The sequence below is a fragment of the Halobacillus sp. GSS1 genome, assembly GCF_017307035.1.
GTDB classification, from domain to species: Bacteria; Bacillota; Bacilli; order Bacillales; family Halobacillaceae; genus Halobacillus; species Halobacillus litoralis.
Map to the genome: position 1 here is coordinate 1 of NZ_JAFLHE010000004.1, position 18,441 is coordinate 18,441.

Here is an 18,441-nt window from a genome sequence, read left to right on the forward strand (position 1 = left end):
TCCCCGTGAGAGTAGGACGCCGCCACATTGATTTATTTTCTAAAATGTAGTACAATAGAAAATAGTTCACAATTAAATCTTATGGGTACTTATTAAAGTAATCCCACATTATCGCGGGGTAGAGCAGTCTGGTAGCTCGTCGGGCTCATAACCCGGAGGTCACAGGTTCAAATCCTGTCCCCGCAACCAATTTTCATTAAGTCTTTTGACTTTCTTTTTTTATGAAAAATTTTGGTCCGGTAGTTCAGTTGGTTAGAATGCCTGCCTGTCACGCAGGAGGTCGCGGGTTCGAGTCCCGTCCGGACCGCCACTACTTAAAATTAAACGTTCAGCCTTAGGAACCTTTCCTAAGGCTTTTATTATGGAATTTTTTAAATGTGCCTCTCTCTTGGTATAATAGGAATATTACGATTATACGACCGACCGGTTTTTGATAAGAAAGCGGTCATAAGAGAAAGGGACATATATATGGATGAGTTCTCATTTATACGATCGATTAAGCCGGATTACTACCGACAATCTTCCTTAATAAAAGGGATTGATGACGATGCGGCGGTCTTCCGTCCTTCGGGTTATGATATCGTTACAGCTGTGGATACGATGGTGGAAGGAGTCCATTTTACAAGGAAGACGATGGAACCTGAGAAGATTGGCTACCGTGTATTGGCAGCAAATATCAGTGATCTTGCTGCGATGGGCAGTACGCCTGCTTTTTACATGGTTTCGATTACTATTCCTTCTGATTGGAGTCAGCAGGAACTTGAATGTATTTATGAGGGAATGAAGAAGCTTGGAGATTCCTATCAAATGGATTTGATCGGCGGCGATACGGTTTCCGGGAGAGAACTCTCGTTAAGTGTTACGGTTATAGGGATGGTTCATAAAGGAAAAGCGAGATACCGTTCCACAGCGAAGCCTGGGGATGTATTGTTTGTCACGGGAAGCCTCGGAGATTCCAGGGCAGGTTTGGAATGCTTGTTGAATCCACAACGGGAAAAGTCTGCGGAGATTACATACCTTATTGAACGTCATCAAACTCCTGTGCCGAGGGTTTCTTTTGCCTCACAGTTATCCCAGATTGAACGGATAACTTTGAATGATGTAAGTGACGGAATTGCGAATGAAGCGAAGGAAATTGCGGAGGCGTCTAATGTTGATCTGTTTATTGAGTCAGAAGCCATCCCTTTTTCTAAAGCGATCCGCAAGGTTTTCCCTGAACATCATGAGGAATGGGGACTATCCGGTGGAGAAGATTTTGAATTGCTTGGATCCGTGCCTGAGGAAGACTGGCCACAAGTGATAAAAGCTGCCGAACACGCAGGTGTTATGGTAAGTAAAATCGGACACGTGAAAGAGAAAGAGGGGACTGCATCCGCTGTGATGCTTCATCGAAAGGGAAAGTGGGAGACCTTGACCTCTTCCGGTTATACTCATTTGAAGGAAAAGGGTGATTGAATGAAAACATTTGAATGGAGAAGCTCCTCTACAGAAGAAACGCAGCAGTTGGCAGAAAAGCTCGGGGAACGTTTGCAACCGGGCGATGTACTGACATTAGAGGGCGATTTAGGCGCTGGAAAAACAACGTTCACAAAAGGTCTGGGCAAAGGATTGGGTGTGAAAAGGACGATCAACAGTCCGACCTTTACAATCATGAAAGAATATCAGGGGCGTGTCCCTTTTTATCATATGGATGTCTATCGCTTGGAAGAGAGTGATGAGGACCTTGGTTTTGATGAGTACTTTGAAGGGGACGGAGTAACGGTCGTAGAATGGGCTCAGTTCATTGAGGAATTCTTACCTGATGAACGGCTGGATATTACGATTCGTTATATGGACGACGTGACGCGGGTGTTCACATTCGAAACGGCATCCGATCATTTTGAATCGTTATGTAAGGAGATTTTAGGATGAATGTATTGGCAATAGATACCTCGAATTATGTCATGGGCGTTGCGGTCATCAGAGATGGGGCTGTAGCTGGCGAATATGTGACGAATATCAAAAAGAACCACTCCATCCGTTTGATGCCTGCGATCGATCAGGTCATGAAGGAAACGGACATGCAGCCAAGTGACTTGGACAGAATTGCGGTTGCACATGGGCCTGGGTCCTATACGGGTGTACGAATTGGGTTGACGACGGCAAAGACGATGGCGTGGTCGCTCGGAATCCCAGTTGTAGGTGTTTCGAGCTTAGAAGCTGTAGCAAGGCAGGGAGTCTTTTTCCAAGGATATGTCTGTCCGTTCTTTGATGCACGCCGAGGGCTCGTCTATACAGGGCTGTATCGATCAGATATGACACTGGAAAAGGATGAGACGAACGTCTTGATGGAGGATTGGCTTCATCAATTGAAGGAACTGGACGAACCTGTTCTTTTCCTGAGTCAGGATATAGCTGTGCATGAAGAAAAGATCGTCGAGATTCTTGGCGATCAGGCGGTTCTTCCGAAAGCTCCTTATCACTATGCTCGCCCTGCTATCATCGCTTCTATAGCAGAAGAAAAGGAACCTGGCCCGTTGCATGACCTCGTTCCGAACTATTTGCGGATTCCTGAGGCGGAAGCTAAATGGTTGGAGCAGCAGGGGAAGAAGTAGGATGGCGACAATCAGGAGAATGACGAAGAATGATGTAGGAGCTGTTATGGAAGTCGAAAAGGCTTCTTTTGCCGTACCGTGGTCGGAAGAAACTTTTGAAAAAGAGATGGAAGACAATCCTTACGCGTATTATTATGTCGTAGAAAAACAGGACGAGATCATTGGATACTGTGGTTTGTGGTTGATCATTGATGAGGCGCATGTCACGAATATCGCCATTCATCCAGACCATAGAGGAAACAAGTATGGAGAGCGATTGTTTCGCCATACGTGTAATGAAGCGATCGAGCATGGAGCGATCCAGCTGTCGCTTGAAGTGAGAGTTTCAAATACAGCCGCGCAGCATATGTACCGGAAGTTCGGCATGGTACCTGGAGGCATCCGCAAAAGGTATTACTCGGACAATGGTGAAGATGCGTTAGTGATGTGGGTGGGATTAAAATGAAGGAAGATCAATATATTTTAGCGATTGAGACGAGTTGTGATGAAACAGCCGTAGCAATTGTCAAAAACGAAACAGAACTGATGACGAACATCGTAGCTTCTCAAATTGAAAGTCATAAGCGTTTCGGTGGTGTGGTACCGGAAATTGCCTCAAGGCACCATATCGAACAGATGACGATTACACTTGAAGAAGCCCTTGAAGACGCGGGGATGACCATTGATGATATGGATGCCATTGCGGTAACGGAAGGACCTGGACTGGTCGGCGCCCTTCTTGTTGGTGTCAATGCAGCGAAATCGATCGCTTTTGCCAAACAGAAGCCGCTCGTAGGCGTGCACCATATTGCGGGCCACATCTATGCCAACCGTTTGGAAAAAGAATTTGAATTTCCGCTTCTTTCCCTTGTTGTATCCGGCGGTCACACGGAGCTTGTGCTGATGCGTGAACATGGATCCTACGAAATTATTGGTGAAACGCGGGACGATGCAGCAGGAGAAGCGTATGACAAAGTGGCACGGACGCTGAAGCTTCCTTATCCAGGAGGTCCTCAAATCGACCGTCTTGCTCAGGAAGGGGAAGAGTCGATCGATTTTCCTCGTGCCTGGCTTGAAGATGGCTCTTATGATTTCAGTTTCAGTGGATTGAAGTCAGCCGTGATCAACCGTCTTCACAAAGCGAAGCAGCGGGATGAATATTTGAAACCTGAGGATGTTGCCGCAAGCTTTCAGGCAAGTGTTGTGGACGTGTTGTCCACAAAAGCGTTCCGTGCTGCTGAGGAGTATGGTGTAAAGCAAATGATTGTTGCTGGTGGTGTTGCTGCCAATGAGGGATTAAGAGCAGCCTTGCAGGAGAAATTCGAAAGCAGTGAAACTGAGCTGCTGATTCCACCGCTTCATTTGTGCACAGATAATGCCGCTATGATTGCTGCGGCTGGAGCTGTAGCGTACAATCAGGGGCACCGGGCTGGATGGGACTTGAATGCCAATCCAGGACTGGATCTCGAGCTTTTTGGGGCACGTAAAAAATAAGGTCGTGAACAGGAACGATCGAAGCTCTCCTTTTAAATAAGGAGGGCTTTTCCCTTTTTATAAAGAGTGTGTATAAGTTTGAGGGAACTATAGAGGGAAGACTTCTATCCACATGTGTATAAACATACAGTGGATAATTCATCAGTGGATAAGTATAAACAGGAAAGAAAACGGTACCAATTTTGTGGATAAATATAAATATTTTTGTGGATAATGTGCATAACCCTGTTGAAAACTGTTAATAAAGCTATTCAACTGTTGAAAACTATGTGGATACTGAATCATCATTCATACACGCTTATACATGTGAGCAGAATCCATCAATAAAAAAGAATAGAATGATATTTGTGGAAAAAAATGGTGTACCAGGTCATCCATATTTTGGATGACCTGGTACACCTGTTTCTACCTGTATCAGTCATGGAGGGTTTCCCATTCTTCCATGAGGGCTTCGAGTTTAGACTGGAGCTGGCTGTTGTCTTCTGTGATTTCCAGGGATCGTTCGTGGTCCTGAAAGATGTCCGGGTCACAGAGGAGCTCTTCGTTTTCTTCGAGTCTCGCTTCCAACTGTTCAATTTCTTCTTCAATTTCAGCGATGCGTCGATTTTTCTTCCGCTCTTCACGCTTTGCGGCTTTGTCTTCTTCAAAGCTGTTCTTCTGCTGCACTTCCTGCTGCTTCGGTTCGTTCTGTAGTCTTTCCGCTTCTTCGATTTGCTGCAGCTCGTACTCTTCCCGCTTCTTATCAACATAGTAATCATAATCACCAAGGAACAGGCGGGTCTCTTCAGGATTCATTTCCACAACCTGTGTCGCGATCTTGTTGATAAAGTAACGGTCGTGGGAAACGAATAAAAGGGTGCCTGGATAATCCACAAGCGCTGCTTCCAACACTTCCTTACTATCAAGATCGAGGTGGTTGGTCGGCTCATCGAGAATCAAAAAGTTCGCTTCCTGCATCATCAATTTTGCTAAGGACAGTCTCGCTTTTTCGCCACCACTGAGCGCGGAGACAGGCTTCAGCACATCTTCTCCTGAGAAAAGGAAATTGCCGAGGATGGTGCGGATATCCTTTTCGTTTTTCATCGGATATTCGTCCCAGAGCTCGTTCAAAACCGTTTTCGTTGAGTTCAGTTTTGTCTGCTCCTGATCGTAATAACCGATTTGCACGTTCGTTCCGATCAGCTTTTCACCTTTCGACTGTTCCAAGTCACCGATGAGTGTCTTCAATAACGTTGTTTTTCCGACACCATTTGGACCGACGAGCGCCACAGAATCGCCACGGTTCAAATCAAGGGATACGTTGTCAAAAAGGTAATTTTCACTGTCATCATAACGGAACGCATAGTTGCGCAGCTTCAGCACATCGTTGCCGCTTCGTTTCGCTGTCTGGAAACTGAACTTCGCCGATTGGTTGTCGTCCTTCGGCTTTTCAAGCTTGTCCATTTTCTCCAGCTGCTTACGGCGGCTTTGGGCCCGTTTACTTGTCGTCGCCCGGACGATGTTCTTCTGAATAAAATCTTCCATACGCTTGATTTCTTCCTGCTGCTTCTCAAAGCGTTTGAGTTCCTGTTCGTAGTCCGCTTCTTTCTTTTTCAAATAGTCGCTGTAGTTGCCGTGGTACCGCTTGGATGATTGAAACGCGATTTCGTACACGGTGTTGACGATCTTGTCCAGGAAATAGCGATCGTGGGAGACGATGACGACGGCTCCTTGATAGCCCTGCAGGTAACCTTCAAGCCAGCTCAGTGTATCGATGTCCAAGTGGTTGGTCGGCTCATCGAGGATGAGGACATCCGGACTGGTGAGCAGCAGCTTTCCGAGCGCCAGGCGTGTTTTCTGCCCGCCACTCAAGGAGTTAATCGGTGTGTCCCAGTTGAAGTTTTTGAAATTCAACCCGTTCAACACGCCGCGGATATCTGCTTCATACTGATAGCCGCCGGCCGTCTTGAAGTATTCCTGCTTGCGGTCGTAATCCGTCAGCAGCTGCTGGTAGCGTTTTTGATCGTCGAGCAGTTCGGGGTCCGCCATCTGCACTTCCATGGAGCGGAGTTCTTTCTCCAGGTCCTTCAGGTGTTCGAACACCTTCTCCATCTCGTTCCAAATGGTTTCCTCTGACTGCAGCCCTGTATTTTGGGCCAGGTAGCCCATCGTGGTTTCTTTCGATTTGAAAATATTGCCCTCATCGTGGCTCATTTCACCAGCCATCATTTTGAGCAAGGTCGATTTTCCTGCTCCGTTCCGACCGACGATGGCAATCCGGTCGTTCATCTGCACTTCCAATTTGATATTCGATAAAATCAACTCGGCGCCGAAACGCTTCGTCAATTGGTTCAATTGCATGAGAATCATGTCGTTTCACCTCAATAAAATCAGTGTATCTCATAGGCGCGTCCCCTAGCAACACAATGCTCCTGAAGTATGTGAAATCTTTAACGACTTCCGTTTGATTTTTTGGTAGAATAAGAGTAGTGTTTCAATCAGTACTGTTTACAAAAAGGGGTAGAAGAAAATGGCGGAGTTCAGTCATTTTAATGATCAGGGCCACGCCCGTATGGTGGATATTTCAGACAAAAAAGATTCTGTACGGACGGCCATCGCAGCAACAAGTGTACAATTGAACGAAGAGATTTATCATAAAATCACCAACCATGAGATCGGAAAAGGGGACGTCCTTTCCGTAGCCCAGGTCGCAGGCATCATGGCAGCGAAAAACACGTCCGACTGGATTCCCATGTGCCATCCGTTGTCTTTAAAAGGCATTGATGTGTCCTTTGATTGGGATACAGAAGATCAGCCGACCTTACACATCGAGGTTTCCGTCAAAACGAAGGGGAGCACAGGGGTGGAAATGGAAGCGCTAACGGCCGCCTCCGCCACAGCTCTCACGGTTTACGATATGTGCAAAGCGTTAGATAAAGGAATGGTCATCGGCCCGACCTACTTGAAAGAAAAGACAGGCGGGAAGAATGGCGACTACACGAGAAACAGATAAAGGAGTCCGGTGCTAATGGATATCGAACAAACGAAGATTCCACAGGCGACAGCGAAGCGGCTGCCGCTCTATTATCGCTTTTTGAATAACCTTCATACCCAGGGCAAACTGCGTGTGTCTTCGAAGGAACTGAGCGATGCGGTCAAAGTCGATTCAGCGACGATCCGCCGCGATTTTTCCTATTTCGGAGCACTCGGGAAAAAAGGATACGGCTACAACGTCGAGTATTTGCTCTCCTTTTTCAGAAAAACGCTCGACCAGGATGAAACGACACGTGTCGCGTTGATTGGTGTCGGAAATCTGGGGACGGCTTTTTTAAACTACAATTTCACGAAAAACAACAATACGAAAATCGAAATCGCCTTCGATGCGAACGAGGAGCGGATCGGTTCTGAAGTCGGTGGAGTCGGGGTCGAGCACATTGACGACTTAGAAGAAAAACTCGGCGACATTTCTGTTGCTATTCTTACGGTTCCGTCATCCGCTGCGCAAGGGATTGCCGACAGATTGGTGAATGCAGGGATCTCAGGTATCCTCAACTTTACACCAGCGAGAATCAGTGTGCCGTCGAATGTCAGGGTTCATCATATCGACCTTGCTATCGAGCTGCAGGCTCTCGTTTATTTCCTGAAGCATTATCCACTGAACGAAGAGGAAGCAGAGGAAGACCAATAAGAAAGACATACGAGTGTGAAATCATTGAGGTTTCTCACTCTCTTTTTTTTAGGAGGAAAGGGTTTGGAAACATTATCGTTTGGTTCAGAAACAGAAAGATTGGTCATTAGACCGCTTGAGAAAAGAGATTATGAAAGCTGGCTTCAAGGATATGAGGGGCGTTTTCCGTCTAAGCGCCGCCATGATGAAGGCCGTCTTGATATGAGTGTTTGTACGAAAGAATGGTTTGATGAGCTCGTGGAGAAACATCAGCAGTTAGCGATGGAGGATACCGCCTATGTCTTCGGTGTTTTTCTGAAGGAAGACTGTACCCATGTGGGGATGATCGATTTTTCTACCTTAGTAAGATATGATTTCCAGTGGGGAAGAATCGGGTATGCGCTGCATAACCAGCATTGGGAGAAGGGTTATGGCAAGGAAGCGGTTGCTGAAGCGTTAAGGATCGCTTTTGATCAATTGAATTACCACAGGGTCGAGGCCCATATCAATTTGGATAATGCGCCTTCCATGAAGATGGCAGAGAGTATCGGCCTTGAGTATGAATGCACCCGGAAAGGGTTCATCCATGAGTTTGGGGAATGGACGGACAACTTGATTTATTATAAAAATGCAGAATAAAAAAGAAGCTCAGCCTGACGCTGAGCTTTTTTTTATGTTATTCGGTATTTTCTTTCCAGCTTTTGTCCATGAGCATCTTGCCCGGCCACGTGTAGGCCATGATGCCTCCGTCAGCGGTGATGTCTTCACCTGTCACATACGAACTCTCATCAGAAGCAAGGAACAGGGCGACGTTTGCCATTTCTTCTGGACGTCCCAGACGTCCCATCGGAGTGACCCATTTATTCGCTTCACGGAACTCCCGGCCTTCTTCTTCCTGCTTGGACCCTGCAAGTTCCTGAACGAGCGGCGTTTCGATGGTACCCGGAGAAATCGAGTTGACACGGATGCCTTCACGCGCATAGTCGATCGCCATCGCTCTTGTAAAGTTGGTGATGCCGCCCTTAGCTGCATTGTATCCGGAGCGGTCGAGATCTGCGGCCTGGCCGGACATGGATGATGTATTGATGACAGAGCCTCCATTTTCAAGCATGAGGGGGAGGATGTACTTGCTCGTCAAGAACGTACCTCTCAAATCGACGGCAATGATTTTATCAAAGAGTTCCACAGGGTATTCGTGGACCTTTCCGCCTTCCTGATCGACGCCCGCATTGTTGAACAGGATGTCAACTTTCCCGTAATGCTCTTTTACGTAATTGGCGAACTGCTGGACACTATCCACATCAGAAACATCAAGTTCGACTGCTTCTGCATTTCCACCTTCGTTCTTTACTTCATCCACGGTTTTCTGTACTTCTTCTACATTAATATCTCCGCACACGACCGTTGCCCCTTCACTGGCGAAGCGTTTTACGGTTGCCGCACCGATTCCTGTAGCCGATCCGGTCACGACGGCAATTTTATTATCTAAACGTCCCATATTAAAAGAACCTCCTTTTGTTCGTTGCTATCACTCATACCCGCTCTCAGAATCCCTGTAAACCTCCATGAGAACAGAAGGCGCTTACAGTCGAAACATGCGGAATCATGGTTAACGAACAGCTCAGGTGGTATAGTAAATACTAGTTCGCGTATCGAAAGAAAGCGGGTGAGACGATTGAGTAAACTGCCTCATAAATGGCTCGTGGTCGTGTCGGTCCTTTTCGGGACATTCACGGTCATTTTGAACAATAGTATGCTGAACCCGATTCTGCCGCGCTTCATCGAGATTTTTGAATCCGATGCCGTTGCGGTCGGGTGGATTTTAACGATCTTCATGGTATCGATGGGGATGACGATGCCGCTTACCGGCTATTTCGGTGACCGGTTCGGGAAAAAGAAAGTGTATCTTGTTGGACTCTGTATTTTCCTTGCAGGTTCCACGCTCGGATTCTTTTCATCGACGCTCGGTATGGTCATCCTATCCCGCGCGATCCAGGGAATGGCCGGCGGGTTGATGATGCCGATCGCCATGGCGCTCATCTTTAACTCGTTTCCACGTTATGAGCGTGGACTTGCGGTCGGCGTGTACGGCGTTGCCGCCATGGTCGCACCTGCCATCGGACCAACCATCGGTGGATTTCTCATCCAGTATCTGGACTGGCCGTGGTTATTCGCCTTCAACATTCCGTTCGGACTGACGGGACTTATTTTATCATCGAAATTTCTTGAACGGACCGAAACGGACCCGACGAAGCGGTTTGACCTCGTCGGTTTCCTGATTATAGCGGCAGGCATTGGTTCGGTGCTGTTTGCCTTAGGAAGGGGAAGGACGCTTGAGACGTTGTTCGATCCCTTGAACATCGCCTTGATCGTTGGCGGACTAATCGCCATTGTCCTTTTCGTCTTTTACGAAAACCGCCAGGAGGACCCACTGCTGAACTTGACTGTCTTCAAAGTGCCGACCTATTCCGTTTCCATCGTCGTCACTTCAGCCGCATCGATCGGCTTGTTCTCAGGGATTTTCCTGCTGCCGTTACTGATTCAAAATGTGTACGGCTTGAACGAAGTGATGACTGGACTGTTGTTCCTGCCCGCCGCTGCCGCGAGTGGGGTGTTCATGTCCATCGGAGGACGTATTCTCGATAAAAAAGGACCAAAATACGTCGTGCCACCGGGTCTCACGATCATGGCGCTTGCGACCCTCGGCTTAAGCTTTTTACAGCTGTCCACCCCGTACTGGCTGATTCTTTTATTGAACACGGTAAGAGGCCTCGGGATGGGCATGGGGAACATGCCGGCAACGACATCAGGGATGAACAGCATTCCGGAACATCTGGTTGCTCAAGGCTCTGCGATGAACAACATCATCCGGCAGATATCCTCTTCCCTGGGGATCGTGTTTTTCTCCATTTATTATGAAGTGAGACGTGCGCAAGTATCTGCGAATCCGGATATCGATATGCAGGCAGCCACTCTGCAGACGCTCAATGAAGCGTTTCTCGTATCTGCGATCGTGCTGATTATCGCGATTCCGTTTTCGTTCATATTAAAAGGGGTGCAGGATGATCAAGAAGAGCAGGAAGCATAGAAAAAAGCAGGCCCACGCGTGTGGACCTGCTTTTTTTGCGACATTATTTCTTCTTGGCATTTTTAATCTTGTTGTGAAGATTGAAAAGCCGGATGGCTACGGCAATGTTAAATGTCGCGACAATGGCCAGAATAATGGTCATCGCATTCCATACCGTTTCTTCTGCCGACTGGGCGGCGATGTAGGTGAATGCGACACCCATCATCATGTAAAGAAAAGCCATGAATAAGGGTGATGTTCTCATATTATAAAAAGCCTCCAATAAAGATGGTCTCCAGCTGTTCCTGCATGCGGCGGATATCCTCTTCAGTGAGGAAGTACTGCGAAACGACAACAAACGAGTTCATCGCCATATGAGCCACGATTGGTGTAATAATTCGTTTTGTTTTGACATAAAGGAAGGCGAAAACGACTCCCATGGAGAAGTAGACTAACATGTGGCTGAAATCGAAATGGAACGCTCCGAAGACGAGAGCGGATACGAGCACGGCCAGCCAGAAATTCGTCCGCTTATAAATCGAACCGAAAATGATTTTACGGAAGATGATCTCTTCCGTGATCGGTGCGAATACGACAGGAAGGAGGATGAATAACGGCGATTCGCGGGCGATCTCCATCAGTCCCATTGTATTCTCAGATCCAGGTGAGACACCGAACAATTCACGTTCGATGGTCGCGGCAATGGCTTGGGCGAACAATGCTAAAAAGACACCGGCGATCGACCAGAGGACGACTTTCCCCGGTCCTGCTTTATCCTCGCTCCGGGCTAAGGAATCCTGTGGATTGCGGCGGAGCAGGAGAAGGATGATGATGGTGGCAATCGTAAAACTGAACACAGACCAGACGGCAATCGCATCGAAGCGGGACATCCCCGCTGCCTTGACGAGAACCGGGACAGCCGCAATGGCAGAAACCTGTGTGATGAGATAGGTCACAATGATGTACCAATAATGTTTCGGCATAAAGGCACGACTCCTTTTATAAATACCTTTTAATAGCTTCAATATACATACTTTATGTATTCTATCACAGTTTCAAAACCAGACGTAAGGAATAAGGGTCAGTGTAAGAATTTTGTCGAAAAAGAAGTGCAAAATTTCTATAGTTTCTACTTGAAAAACGATAGGGAATTGCTTATTATAATAATTGTGTTAGCACTCATCATTGACGAGTGCTAATAAACGACAAAAATTTGAAACAACCATATCAAGGAGGGTGTCCTAATTGTTAAAGCCACTTGGTGATCGTATTGTTATTGAACTAGTTGAAGAAGAGCAGACTACTGCGAGCGGAATCGTACTTCCGGACTCTGCGAAAGAAAAGCCACTAGAAGGTAAAGTTGTTGCTGTCGGCACAGGTCGCATCACAGACAACGGCGAAAAAGTAGCACTGGAAGTCGCACAAGGCGACCGCGTGATCTATTCTAAATTCGCAGGAACAGAAGTGAAGTATGAAGGCAGCGAATACTTGATTCTGCGCGAATCAGATGTACTAGCTGTTATTCAGTAGTCACTATTCCTATAAAAATACTTAAGAGATACGATTTTAATGAGGAGGGCATTTTAAATGGCTAAAGAAATCAAATTTAGTGAAGACGCACGCCGCTCTATGCTGCGTGGTGTAGATACATTAGCAAATGCTGTTAAAGTTACACTTGGACCAAAAGGACGTAACGTCGTACTTGATAAGAAATTCGGTTCTCCACTCATCACTAACGATGGTGTGACAATCGCTAAAGAAATCGAACTCGAAGACCACTTCGAAAACATGGGTGCACAACTCGTTTCTGAAGTAGCTTCCAAAACAAACGACGTCGCTGGTGACGGTACAACGACAGCAACGGTTCTTGCACAGGCAATGATCCGTGAAGGTCTTAAAAACGTTACATCCGGCGCAAACCCTGTAGGTATTCGTAAAGGTATCGAGAAAGCGACTGCTGTAGCAACAGAAGAGCTTCGCAAAATCTCTAAACCTATCGAAGGCCGCGATTCAATCGCACAGGTTGCCAGCATCTCTGCTGCTGACAATGAAGTCGGCCAGTTGATTGCTGAAGCGATGGAGCGCGTAGGTAACGATGGTGTTATCACAATTGAAGAATCTAAAGGTTTCAACACAGAACTAGAAGTGGTTGAAGGTATGCAGTTCGACCGCGGCTATGCTTCTCCTTACATGGTTACAGACCAGGATAAGATGGAGGCGGTTCTTGAAGATCCTTACATTCTAATTACAGATAAGAAGATCAACAACATCCAGGAAGTTCTTCCTGTACTTGAGCAAGTGGTTCAACAATCCAAGCCACTTCTATTGATCTCTGAAGACGTTGAAGGCGAAGCACTTGCAACACTTGTTGTGAACAAACTTCGTGGTACATTCAACGCGGTAGCTGTTAAGGCTCCTGGATTCGGTGACCGTCGTAAGGCGATGCTTGAAGATATCGCGACACTTACAGGCGGCCAGGTCATCACAGAAGATCTTGGGCTGGAATTGAAGAATACAACGATCGACCAGCTTGGACGCGCGTCTAAAGCAGTCATCACTAAAGAAAATACAACAATCGTCGAAGGTGCAGGAAACCCTGAGCAGATCTCTTCCCGTGTTGCTCAAATCCGTGCACAGTCAGAAGAAACAACTTCTGAATTCGACAAAGAGAAACTACAAGAGCGCCTTGCTAAACTTTCTGGCGGCGTAGCTGTCATCAAAGTCGGTGCGGCAACAGAAACAGAATTGAAAGAGCGTAAACTACGTATCGAAGACGCCCTGAACTCTACGCGAGCAGCAGTAGAAGAAGGAATCGTTGCCGGTGGTGGTACAGCGCTTGTCAACATCATCAATTCTGTAGAAGGTCTTGGCCTTGTAGACGACGAAGCAACAGGTGCAAGCATCGTACTTCGTGCGCTTGAAGAGCCGGTTCGCCAAATCGTTCACAACGCAGGTCTTGAAGGATCCATCATCGTTGAGCGTCTGAAAGCTGAAGAAGTCGGCGTAGGCTTCAACGCAGCAACAGGCGAATGGGTGAACATGGTAGAACAAGGGATCGTTGACCCTACAAAAGTTACACGTTCTGCGCTTCAAAACGCAGCATCCGTAGCCGCTATGTTCCTAACAACAGAAGCGGTAGTCGCTGATCATCCTGAAGAGGATAATGGCGGCGGCATGCCTGACATGGGTGGCATGGGCGGAATGGGCGGCATGATGTAATCATGCCCCCATGACCCTTGATATCAAGGGTTTAGCTTCACCCCAAAAGTCAAAATGACATACTTTTGACATACCTGGCGGAGAAAACACTATAAATCTAACGAGCCTCTCATAAGTTCACTGAACTTTTGGGAGGCTTTTTCTTCCATGTTTTCAGTAATGTGCGCGTATATATTCATGGTTGTGTTTATATCTCCATGACCTAATCGTTGTTGAATTTCTTTAACTCCTACACCTGCTTCAATTAATAGAGATGTGTGGGTGTGTCGCAAGGAGTGTGGGGTAAGTTCCTTATGGATACCACTAATTTTTAATAAACGTCTCATATGGGTGTTTACGGTCTTTAAAAACTCAGGGTATCCCAGGTTCTGAACTTCCTTAGCAAAGACAAAGTCCAATTGAGTATATTCGTTCTTCATTTTCTCAATGAGATCATCTTGGTGTTCTTTGTGTCTTTTAAGGACCTCAATAACTCCAGCGTCCATTTTTAGCGTTCTGATCGATCCTTTAGTTTTGGGAGTCAGTAGTTGATACTCTTTTGTTCTATTGTTGGGATTGTAATACGTTTTTGTTACTCTTAAGGTTTTTTTATACATATCTATATCCGACCATTTTAAGGCGATTAGCTCACCCACTCGTAGTCCACTATAAGCAAGTGTCAAAAACATGGGGTAATCTTTATCAATGCCACTTTCCTTGGCAGCATTTAGAAAACGAATAAGTTCTTCTTTCTCCATAAATTTGATTTCCCCTTTACTGCTTTCCACCTCCTCAACGGTTTCTACTTTACGTGGGATTTTTGCAAAGTCACAAGGACTGTCCTTAATTATGTTAAATTCCACAGCTTTCCTAAAAACCATTCTACCTGTTGCATGAATACCATCTAGAGTATTAAACGCATAGCCTGCATTATGAAGCGAAGCAAGCATGGCTTGATACTGTTTACGCGTGATATCTTTTATTTTTTTATTTCCGAAGAACCTATTTAAGTGATCCAAGTTATGCTGTCGATTTCTCACAGAACTAATTTTAGCGGTATCACGATAAGTCTTAAGCCACTCTAAAGTAAATTCCTGAAAGGTAATATTTTGTTCTTTAACATATGTGTTTTCAAATACTTCCTTTTCTACTTCAGCTGCGGCCATCTGAGCTTCTTTTTTTGTCTTGAACCCTCCTTTAGATGTAAATTTCTTTTTCCCAGTAGACGGATCTACTCCCGTATATATTTGGAAATACCATTTGTTACCTCTTTTCCGGTAATTAGCCATATTTATCCCTCCTTCCTTAGATTAATCAAATTAGACTTATCCGACGGTACAATTCGACTCTTAATTTTTTCTAAACGCTCAATACAAACTTTTCTTGGAATCATAAAGTCATGTGACAACTGATCGATAATAGCTGGATTTGAAAGGTTATAATCATTAATCATATGAGTGGGGAGCGAGGCGTATAGAGTGAAGTGCCTGGCATCCCTTTCCTGAAGTTCATAAAAAGAATAAGGCATGAAAGATTGTCGACCTGCATGCCTCAAAGCATGACAAAGCTCGTGGAAGAATTGCTCTCGTTGGTGTATATAAGGGAGGCGACTATCTAATACGATTTCTTGAAACTTCCCTACCCTCATGTAACTAGCCTGAGTAGGTCTACAAGTCACAAATATTTGGGACTCGGATCCAATGGTGTAAACATTTAAATCGTCCGGCTCTGTAAATTTGTGGCATTTATACCATTGAGTTATTAGGTCTTCTAGAATTGTGGTTGTGTAGTAAGGAAACCTCAAACTAATCACCATCCTTACAAGCATTATACGAACATGTGTTCTATTAATCAATATTTAATTACATTAATTGGATATAAATGCAGACTTACTGTAAAGGACATTTGGAATTCTTTTTCTGTAAAAGTCTAAAGTATAGTAATTCATCTTCAGAACCATAATGAAATTAAGATTCATAGTTTTGGAGAGTGATAGAAGATGTTCTTATCAGAAGCTTGGGAAAAGTATTATGTCGATAAAAAGATTGAAGGTTATTCGTTGCTAACTTTAAAAACCTATTGCTTACAGTTCAATATGTTGGTCAAATACTTTGGAGACGTTAATACAGAAGAGGTAGTTATTGATCATTTAAAGAGCTACCTGGTTGAGGTGGGTGGACATTTGAAGCCTTCCAGTCTTGGAAACAAGGTTCGGTTCCTTCGATCCTTTTTCAAGTGGCTACATGAAGAGGGTGTTATCAACGAAAATCCAGCTAAAAAATTAAAAGAACCTAAAGTTGGCAAGAGAATCCCAAAATTTCTAACGGAGATGGAAATAGAACAACTTAGAGACTCATGCTTAACTTCCATGGAAAAGGCACTTTTCGAATTCTTTTATTCAACTGGGTGTCGTATCGGAGAGGTAGTGAATCTGAATAGAGAGGATGTCAATTTCTCTGCAAGATCGGTTATTGTAAAAGGAAAAGGAGATAAAGAAAGAGAAGTCTACTTTAGTATTCGTTGTTCTCTATGGCTACAAAGATATATAGAGGAGCGCAAGGATCATGATGAATGTTTATTTATTACCGAGAGAAGACCTAAAAAGAGAATGAGCATTGAAATTATCCGATATATTATTAAACGGATCTCCATTCGCGCTGCTATTAATAAAGAAATACATCCTCATCAATTAAGACACAGTTATGCTACCCACATGCTTAATAATGGAGCGCCAATTGAAGTAATCCAAAGCTTGTTAGGGCATGAGAAAAGTGAAACAACTAAAATATATGCACATTTAAGTGGTAAGTTAAGACAGGATTTCTACAGTAAATATTTCTAGAAGGCGTGCCTATTCCAAATGGTGCGCCTTCTGTTTGTTGTAAGAGAGGCTTGTAGATAAGAGAAGGATTTGAAATAATTGGTATTAAGTAACATTCTGAATATCTTGAAACTGAGTCTTCCAGAAACGGGCAGGTTAGTTGAAGACTCAGTTTCGAGATAATAGACGTTACTGAAACTATTGCAGTCATTTATCGTATATGTAGTAGAGTTAAATGAAACGGTGGTAGTTGATAGTGGACATCTTTTATAGTGCTAACGGAAGAAGAGAATAGAACAAGAAAAATAGAATGTTGTTTATTGTACCCTCATAATAAATGATAGCGAGGAGTGGTGTTTGTTGAGAAAAAATTTAGCTCTAGTTTCTTTATTATTAATAGTCGCTTCAATAGTTGTATTTTTAGTTTATGTATGGCTATTGAATCTGGTACTTGGACCTTTGTCATTTTTATTATTGGGTTCTCTTTTACTGGGCTCTTTTATTACTGCACTGAAAAGCGAGAAAGGTTTTTTGAAAATAATTGCTTTAATTATTTCTTCTATTGCTATGGTATTTTTTATGTGCATAGTGATGTATATTGTTTTAATGATTTTTTTCGGTAATTTCGGGACATAAAGCATGTGTTTAATGAACATCTACACTAACGGCTGTTAAAGTAAGAGTTATTTCGAAACTGAGTCTTACGATAATGGTGGCTTTTCTTTATTTATAAATGGCCTTGGAGGTGAGTACGTGTGTGATGAATCAAAGGTTATCAAAGTTAGATAGATGGCGAGACAAATATGGTGCATTTGTAATAGCTTTAGCCTGTTTTTACAGTGCAATTAGCAGTTGGGGACAAAATTGGATTCTTACATTTATTTTAGTTTTAGGCACATTTGTTTGTGGAGCGTTTGGTTTCTTTGATATAAAGAGAGCTTTAAAGGAAAAAGATACAAGGTAATAATTTGTCGCTAACGTGATCTATTTTATTCCAATGTTCCTATTGTTAAAGAAAGAAGGGTTAATATTACTTTGAAGTCGAGTCTTACGTAAACGGGGGCGATTGTTCAATTAACGACCGCTTATTTATTTTAACCAATCGAGTTACATGGAACAAAGCCTAGCTTTAAACAATTAAACTTACTCATAAGGAGGTTTCTTTTGAAAAAAAAGACATTAGCACAAATATTAATATTCATTATAGCTGGATTACTTTTTGTTTTTTCAATTGAGTTACCAGTGTTAGGTTTTAAAAAGTTAGAGTATATAAAGGAATCCTCCACTTATCGAATTATTAGTTATAACTGGTATGGTAAGGAAATCAATGAACAACCTTTTAAAGGTGACCCTTCAGAAATGCTTGATATTGTTCAGAAGCAGGATAGATTACAAAAATTACAGGGTTCCATAGTTGTTTTTGCACTTTTAACCTTAGCTGCTTGGATATTCAAGGAAAAAAAGGTTTATCTATATGGGAGCGCATTAACCTTCTTTATATTAATTTTTATCGATGTAACCCTGGTCCATATGTATAATTAGGCATCTAACTTAAATATGTGGTTAATAAAATATCTAAATATGTCTCAATATCGAGTCTTCAAGAAACGGGGACGTTTGTTCAATATAGACGGTCACTTCT

General features: G+C 44.2%; 21 protein-coding genes and 2 tRNA genes. 17 read left to right on the forward strand and 6 right to left on the reverse strand.

Annotated features, from left to right (window positions below; all coding sequences use genetic code 11):
• Positions 1-112: 112 nt before the first annotated feature.
• From J0K78_RS10300 to tsaD, 7 genes are all read left to right on the forward strand, one after another.
• A tRNA-Met gene (locus J0K78_RS10300) sits at positions 113-189 on the forward strand.
• Between the two features lie 44 nt (positions 190-233).
• Positions 234-310 (forward strand) — tRNA-Asp (locus tag J0K78_RS10305).
• Between the two features lie 158 nt (positions 311-468).
• On the forward strand, positions 469-1,455 hold the full coding sequence (gene thiL, locus J0K78_RS10310; RefSeq protein WP_206946737.1) for a thiamine-phosphate kinase: 987 nt from the start codon (positions 469-471) through the stop codon (positions 1,453-1,455).
• Complete coding sequence (tsaE, locus tag J0K78_RS10315) at positions 1,456-1,911, forward strand: tRNA (adenosine(37)-N6)-threonylcarbamoyltransferase complex ATPase subunit type 1 TsaE (protein ID WP_206946739.1); 456 nt, start codon at positions 1,456-1,458, stop codon at positions 1,909-1,911. It abuts the gene before it with no gap.
• Positions 1,908-2,594: a tRNA (adenosine(37)-N6)-threonylcarbamoyltransferase complex dimerization subunit type 1 TsaB gene (gene tsaB / locus J0K78_RS10320; protein WP_206946741.1), complete on the forward strand. Its 687-nt coding sequence runs from the start codon at positions 1,908-1,910 to the stop codon at positions 2,592-2,594. The genes tsaE and tsaB overlap by 4 nt, the downstream gene beginning before the upstream one ends.
• 1 nt (position 2,595) lies before the next feature.
• Positions 2,596-3,039, forward strand: a complete 444-nt coding sequence (rimI, locus tag J0K78_RS10325; RefSeq protein ID WP_206946743.1) for a ribosomal protein S18-alanine N-acetyltransferase — start codon at positions 2,596-2,598, stop codon at positions 3,037-3,039.
• Positions 3,036-4,067 (forward strand): tRNA (adenosine(37)-N6)-threonylcarbamoyltransferase complex transferase subunit TsaD, encoded by a 1,032-nt coding sequence (tsaD, locus tag J0K78_RS10330; RefSeq protein ID WP_206946745.1) that lies wholly within the window; start codon positions 3,036-3,038, stop codon positions 4,065-4,067. The genes rimI and tsaD overlap by 4 nt, the downstream gene beginning before the upstream one ends.
• A 414-nt stretch (positions 4,068-4,481) precedes the next feature.
• Here the strand turns inward: tsaD and J0K78_RS10335 are convergent, their stop codons facing one another.
• Positions 4,482-6,416: an ABC-F family ATP-binding cassette domain-containing protein gene (locus tag J0K78_RS10335; RefSeq protein WP_206946747.1), complete on the reverse strand. Its 1,935-nt coding sequence runs from the start codon at positions 6,414-6,416 to the stop codon at positions 4,482-4,484.
• 160 nt (positions 6,417-6,576) lie between these two features.
• On the opposite strand from J0K78_RS10335, the gene moaC reads away from it, so the two are divergent.
• The 3 genes from moaC to J0K78_RS10350 all read left to right on the forward strand — a co-directional run bounded on the left by moaC (position 6,577) and on the right by J0K78_RS10350 (position 8,352).
• Positions 6,577-7,059, forward strand: a complete 483-nt coding sequence (moaC, locus tag J0K78_RS10340) for a cyclic pyranopterin monophosphate synthase MoaC (protein WP_206946749.1) — start codon at positions 6,577-6,579, stop codon at positions 7,057-7,059.
• 15 nt (positions 7,060-7,074) lie between these two features.
• A complete protein-coding gene (locus J0K78_RS10345) occupies positions 7,075-7,734 on the forward strand; it encodes a redox-sensing transcriptional repressor Rex (RefSeq protein ID WP_206946751.1) in 660 nt (219 codons plus the stop codon).
• 63 nt (positions 7,735-7,797) lie between these two features.
• The gene (locus tag J0K78_RS10350) at positions 7,798-8,352 is read left to right on the forward strand and encodes a GNAT family N-acetyltransferase (protein WP_206946753.1); all 555 of its coding nucleotides are present in this window, start codon (positions 7,798-7,800) and stop codon (positions 8,350-8,352) included.
• A gap of 37 nt (positions 8,353-8,389) precedes the next feature.
• Here J0K78_RS10350 and J0K78_RS10355 read toward each other — a convergent pair whose 3' ends face one another.
• Positions 8,390-9,211, reverse strand: a complete 822-nt coding sequence (locus J0K78_RS10355; protein WP_206946754.1) for an SDR family oxidoreductase — start codon at positions 9,209-9,211, stop codon at positions 8,390-8,392.
• A gap of 177 nt (positions 9,212-9,388) precedes the next feature.
• Between J0K78_RS10355 and J0K78_RS10360 the strand changes: the two genes are divergently transcribed.
• Positions 9,389-10,801 carry an MDR family MFS transporter gene (locus J0K78_RS10360; RefSeq protein ID WP_206946756.1) on the forward strand — a complete coding sequence of 471 codons (1,413 nt, stop codon included), beginning with the start codon at positions 9,389-9,391 and terminating at the stop codon, positions 10,799-10,801.
• 43 nt (positions 10,802-10,844) lie between these two features.
• Here J0K78_RS10360 and J0K78_RS10365 read toward each other — a convergent pair whose 3' ends face one another.
• A complete protein-coding gene (locus J0K78_RS10365) occupies positions 10,845-11,045 on the reverse strand; it encodes a YdiK family protein (protein WP_089654970.1) in 201 nt (66 codons plus the stop codon).
• Between the two features lies 1 nt (position 11,046).
• Positions 11,047-11,763 (reverse strand): CPBP family intramembrane glutamic endopeptidase, encoded by a 717-nt coding sequence (locus tag J0K78_RS10370; protein ID WP_206946758.1) that lies wholly within the window; start codon positions 11,761-11,763, stop codon positions 11,047-11,049.
• 262 nt (positions 11,764-12,025) lie between these two features.
• On the opposite strand from J0K78_RS10370, the gene groES reads away from it, so the two are divergent.
• Together groES and groL are read left to right on the forward strand one after the other, a co-directional pair.
• Positions 12,026-12,310 carry a co-chaperone GroES gene (gene groES / locus J0K78_RS10375; protein ID WP_089654972.1) on the forward strand — a complete coding sequence of 95 codons (285 nt, stop codon included), beginning with the start codon at positions 12,026-12,028 and terminating at the stop codon, positions 12,308-12,310.
• Between the two features lie 57 nt (positions 12,311-12,367).
• Positions 12,368-13,999, forward strand: a complete 1,632-nt coding sequence (gene groL, locus J0K78_RS10380) for a chaperonin GroEL (protein WP_160915994.1) — start codon at positions 12,368-12,370, stop codon at positions 13,997-13,999.
• An 89-nt stretch (positions 14,000-14,088) separates the two neighbouring features.
• Here groL and J0K78_RS10385 read toward each other — a convergent pair whose 3' ends face one another.
• Complete coding sequence (locus J0K78_RS10385; protein ID WP_115895040.1) at positions 14,089-15,267, reverse strand: site-specific integrase; 1,179 nt, start codon at positions 15,265-15,267, stop codon at positions 14,089-14,091.
• Positions 15,268-15,269: 2 nt separating this feature from the next.
• Positions 15,270-15,806, reverse strand: coding sequence for an ImmA/IrrE family metallo-endopeptidase (locus J0K78_RS10390; protein WP_370551111.1), 537 nt, complete (start codon positions 15,804-15,806; stop codon positions 15,270-15,272).
• A 171-nt stretch (positions 15,807-15,977) separates the two neighbouring features.
• Here J0K78_RS10390 and xerA point away from each other — a divergent pair, with 171 nt between their 5' ends.
• The 4 genes from xerA to J0K78_RS10410 all read left to right on the forward strand — a co-directional run bounded on the left by xerA (position 15,978) and on the right by J0K78_RS10410 (position 18,341).
• Positions 15,978-16,820: a site-specific tyrosine recombinase/integron integrase gene (gene xerA, locus J0K78_RS10395; protein ID WP_115895038.1), complete on the forward strand. Its 843-nt coding sequence runs from the start codon at positions 15,978-15,980 to the stop codon at positions 16,818-16,820.
• Between the two features lie 339 nt (positions 16,821-17,159).
• Complete coding sequence (locus J0K78_RS10400) at positions 17,160-17,435, forward strand: hypothetical protein (protein WP_206946760.1); 276 nt, start codon at positions 17,160-17,162, stop codon at positions 17,433-17,435.
• Positions 17,436-17,559: 124 nt separating this feature from the next.
• Positions 17,560-17,763: a hypothetical protein gene (locus J0K78_RS10405; protein WP_206947218.1), complete on the forward strand. Its 204-nt coding sequence runs from the start codon at positions 17,560-17,562 to the stop codon at positions 17,761-17,763.
• 200 nt (positions 17,764-17,963) lie between these two features.
• Positions 17,964-18,341 carry a hypothetical protein gene (locus J0K78_RS10410; protein WP_206946762.1) on the forward strand — a complete coding sequence of 126 codons (378 nt, stop codon included), beginning with the start codon at positions 17,964-17,966 and terminating at the stop codon, positions 18,339-18,341.
• The last annotated feature ends 100 nt before the right edge of the window (positions 18,342-18,441 follow it).

Excerpts from the sequence above, each read along its gene's own strand:
- J0K78_RS10355 (WP_206946754.1), bottom strand. The coding sequence starts at position 9,211 with ATGGGACGTTTAGATAATAAAATTGCCGTCGTGACCGGATCGGCTACA.
- J0K78_RS10365 (WP_089654970.1), bottom strand. The coding sequence starts at position 11,045 with ATGAGAACATCACCCTTATTCATGGCTTTTCTTTACATGATGATGGGT.
- groL (WP_160915994.1), top strand. The coding sequence starts at position 12,368 with ATGGCTAAAGAAATCAAATTTAGTGAAGACGCACGCCGCTCTATGCTG.
- tsaD (WP_206946745.1), top strand. The coding sequence starts at position 3,036 with ATGAAGGAAGATCAATATATTTTAGCGATTGAGACGAGTTGTGATGAA.
- moaC (WP_206946749.1), top strand. The coding sequence starts at position 6,577 with ATGGCGGAGTTCAGTCATTTTAATGATCAGGGCCACGCCCGTATGGTG.
- J0K78_RS10370 (WP_206946758.1), bottom strand. The coding sequence starts at position 11,763 with ATGCCGAAACATTATTGGTACATCATTGTGACCTATCTCATCACACAG.
- thiL (WP_206946737.1), top strand. The coding sequence starts at position 469 with ATGGATGAGTTCTCATTTATACGATCGATTAAGCCGGATTACTACCGA.
- xerA (WP_115895038.1), top strand. The coding sequence starts at position 15,978 with ATGTTCTTATCAGAAGCTTGGGAAAAGTATTATGTCGATAAAAAGATT.
- J0K78_RS10345 (WP_206946751.1), top strand. The coding sequence starts at position 7,075 with ATGGATATCGAACAAACGAAGATTCCACAGGCGACAGCGAAGCGGCTG.
- J0K78_RS10405 (WP_206947218.1), top strand. The coding sequence starts at position 17,560 with ATGAATCAAAGGTTATCAAAGTTAGATAGATGGCGAGACAAATATGGT.
- tsaE (WP_206946739.1), top strand. The coding sequence starts at position 1,456 with ATGAAAACATTTGAATGGAGAAGCTCCTCTACAGAAGAAACGCAGCAG.
- J0K78_RS10335 (WP_206946747.1), bottom strand. The coding sequence starts at position 6,416 with ATGATTCTCATGCAATTGAACCAATTGACGAAGCGTTTCGGCGCCGAG.
- rimI (WP_206946743.1), top strand. The coding sequence starts at position 2,596 with ATGGCGACAATCAGGAGAATGACGAAGAATGATGTAGGAGCTGTTATG.
- J0K78_RS10390 (WP_370551111.1), bottom strand. The coding sequence starts at position 15,806 with ATGCTTGTAAGGATGGTGATTAGTTTGAGGTTTCCTTACTACACAACC.
- tsaB (WP_206946741.1), top strand. The coding sequence starts at position 1,908 with ATGAATGTATTGGCAATAGATACCTCGAATTATGTCATGGGCGTTGCG.
- J0K78_RS10385 (WP_115895040.1), bottom strand. The coding sequence starts at position 15,267 with ATGGCTAATTACCGGAAAAGAGGTAACAAATGGTATTTCCAAATATAT.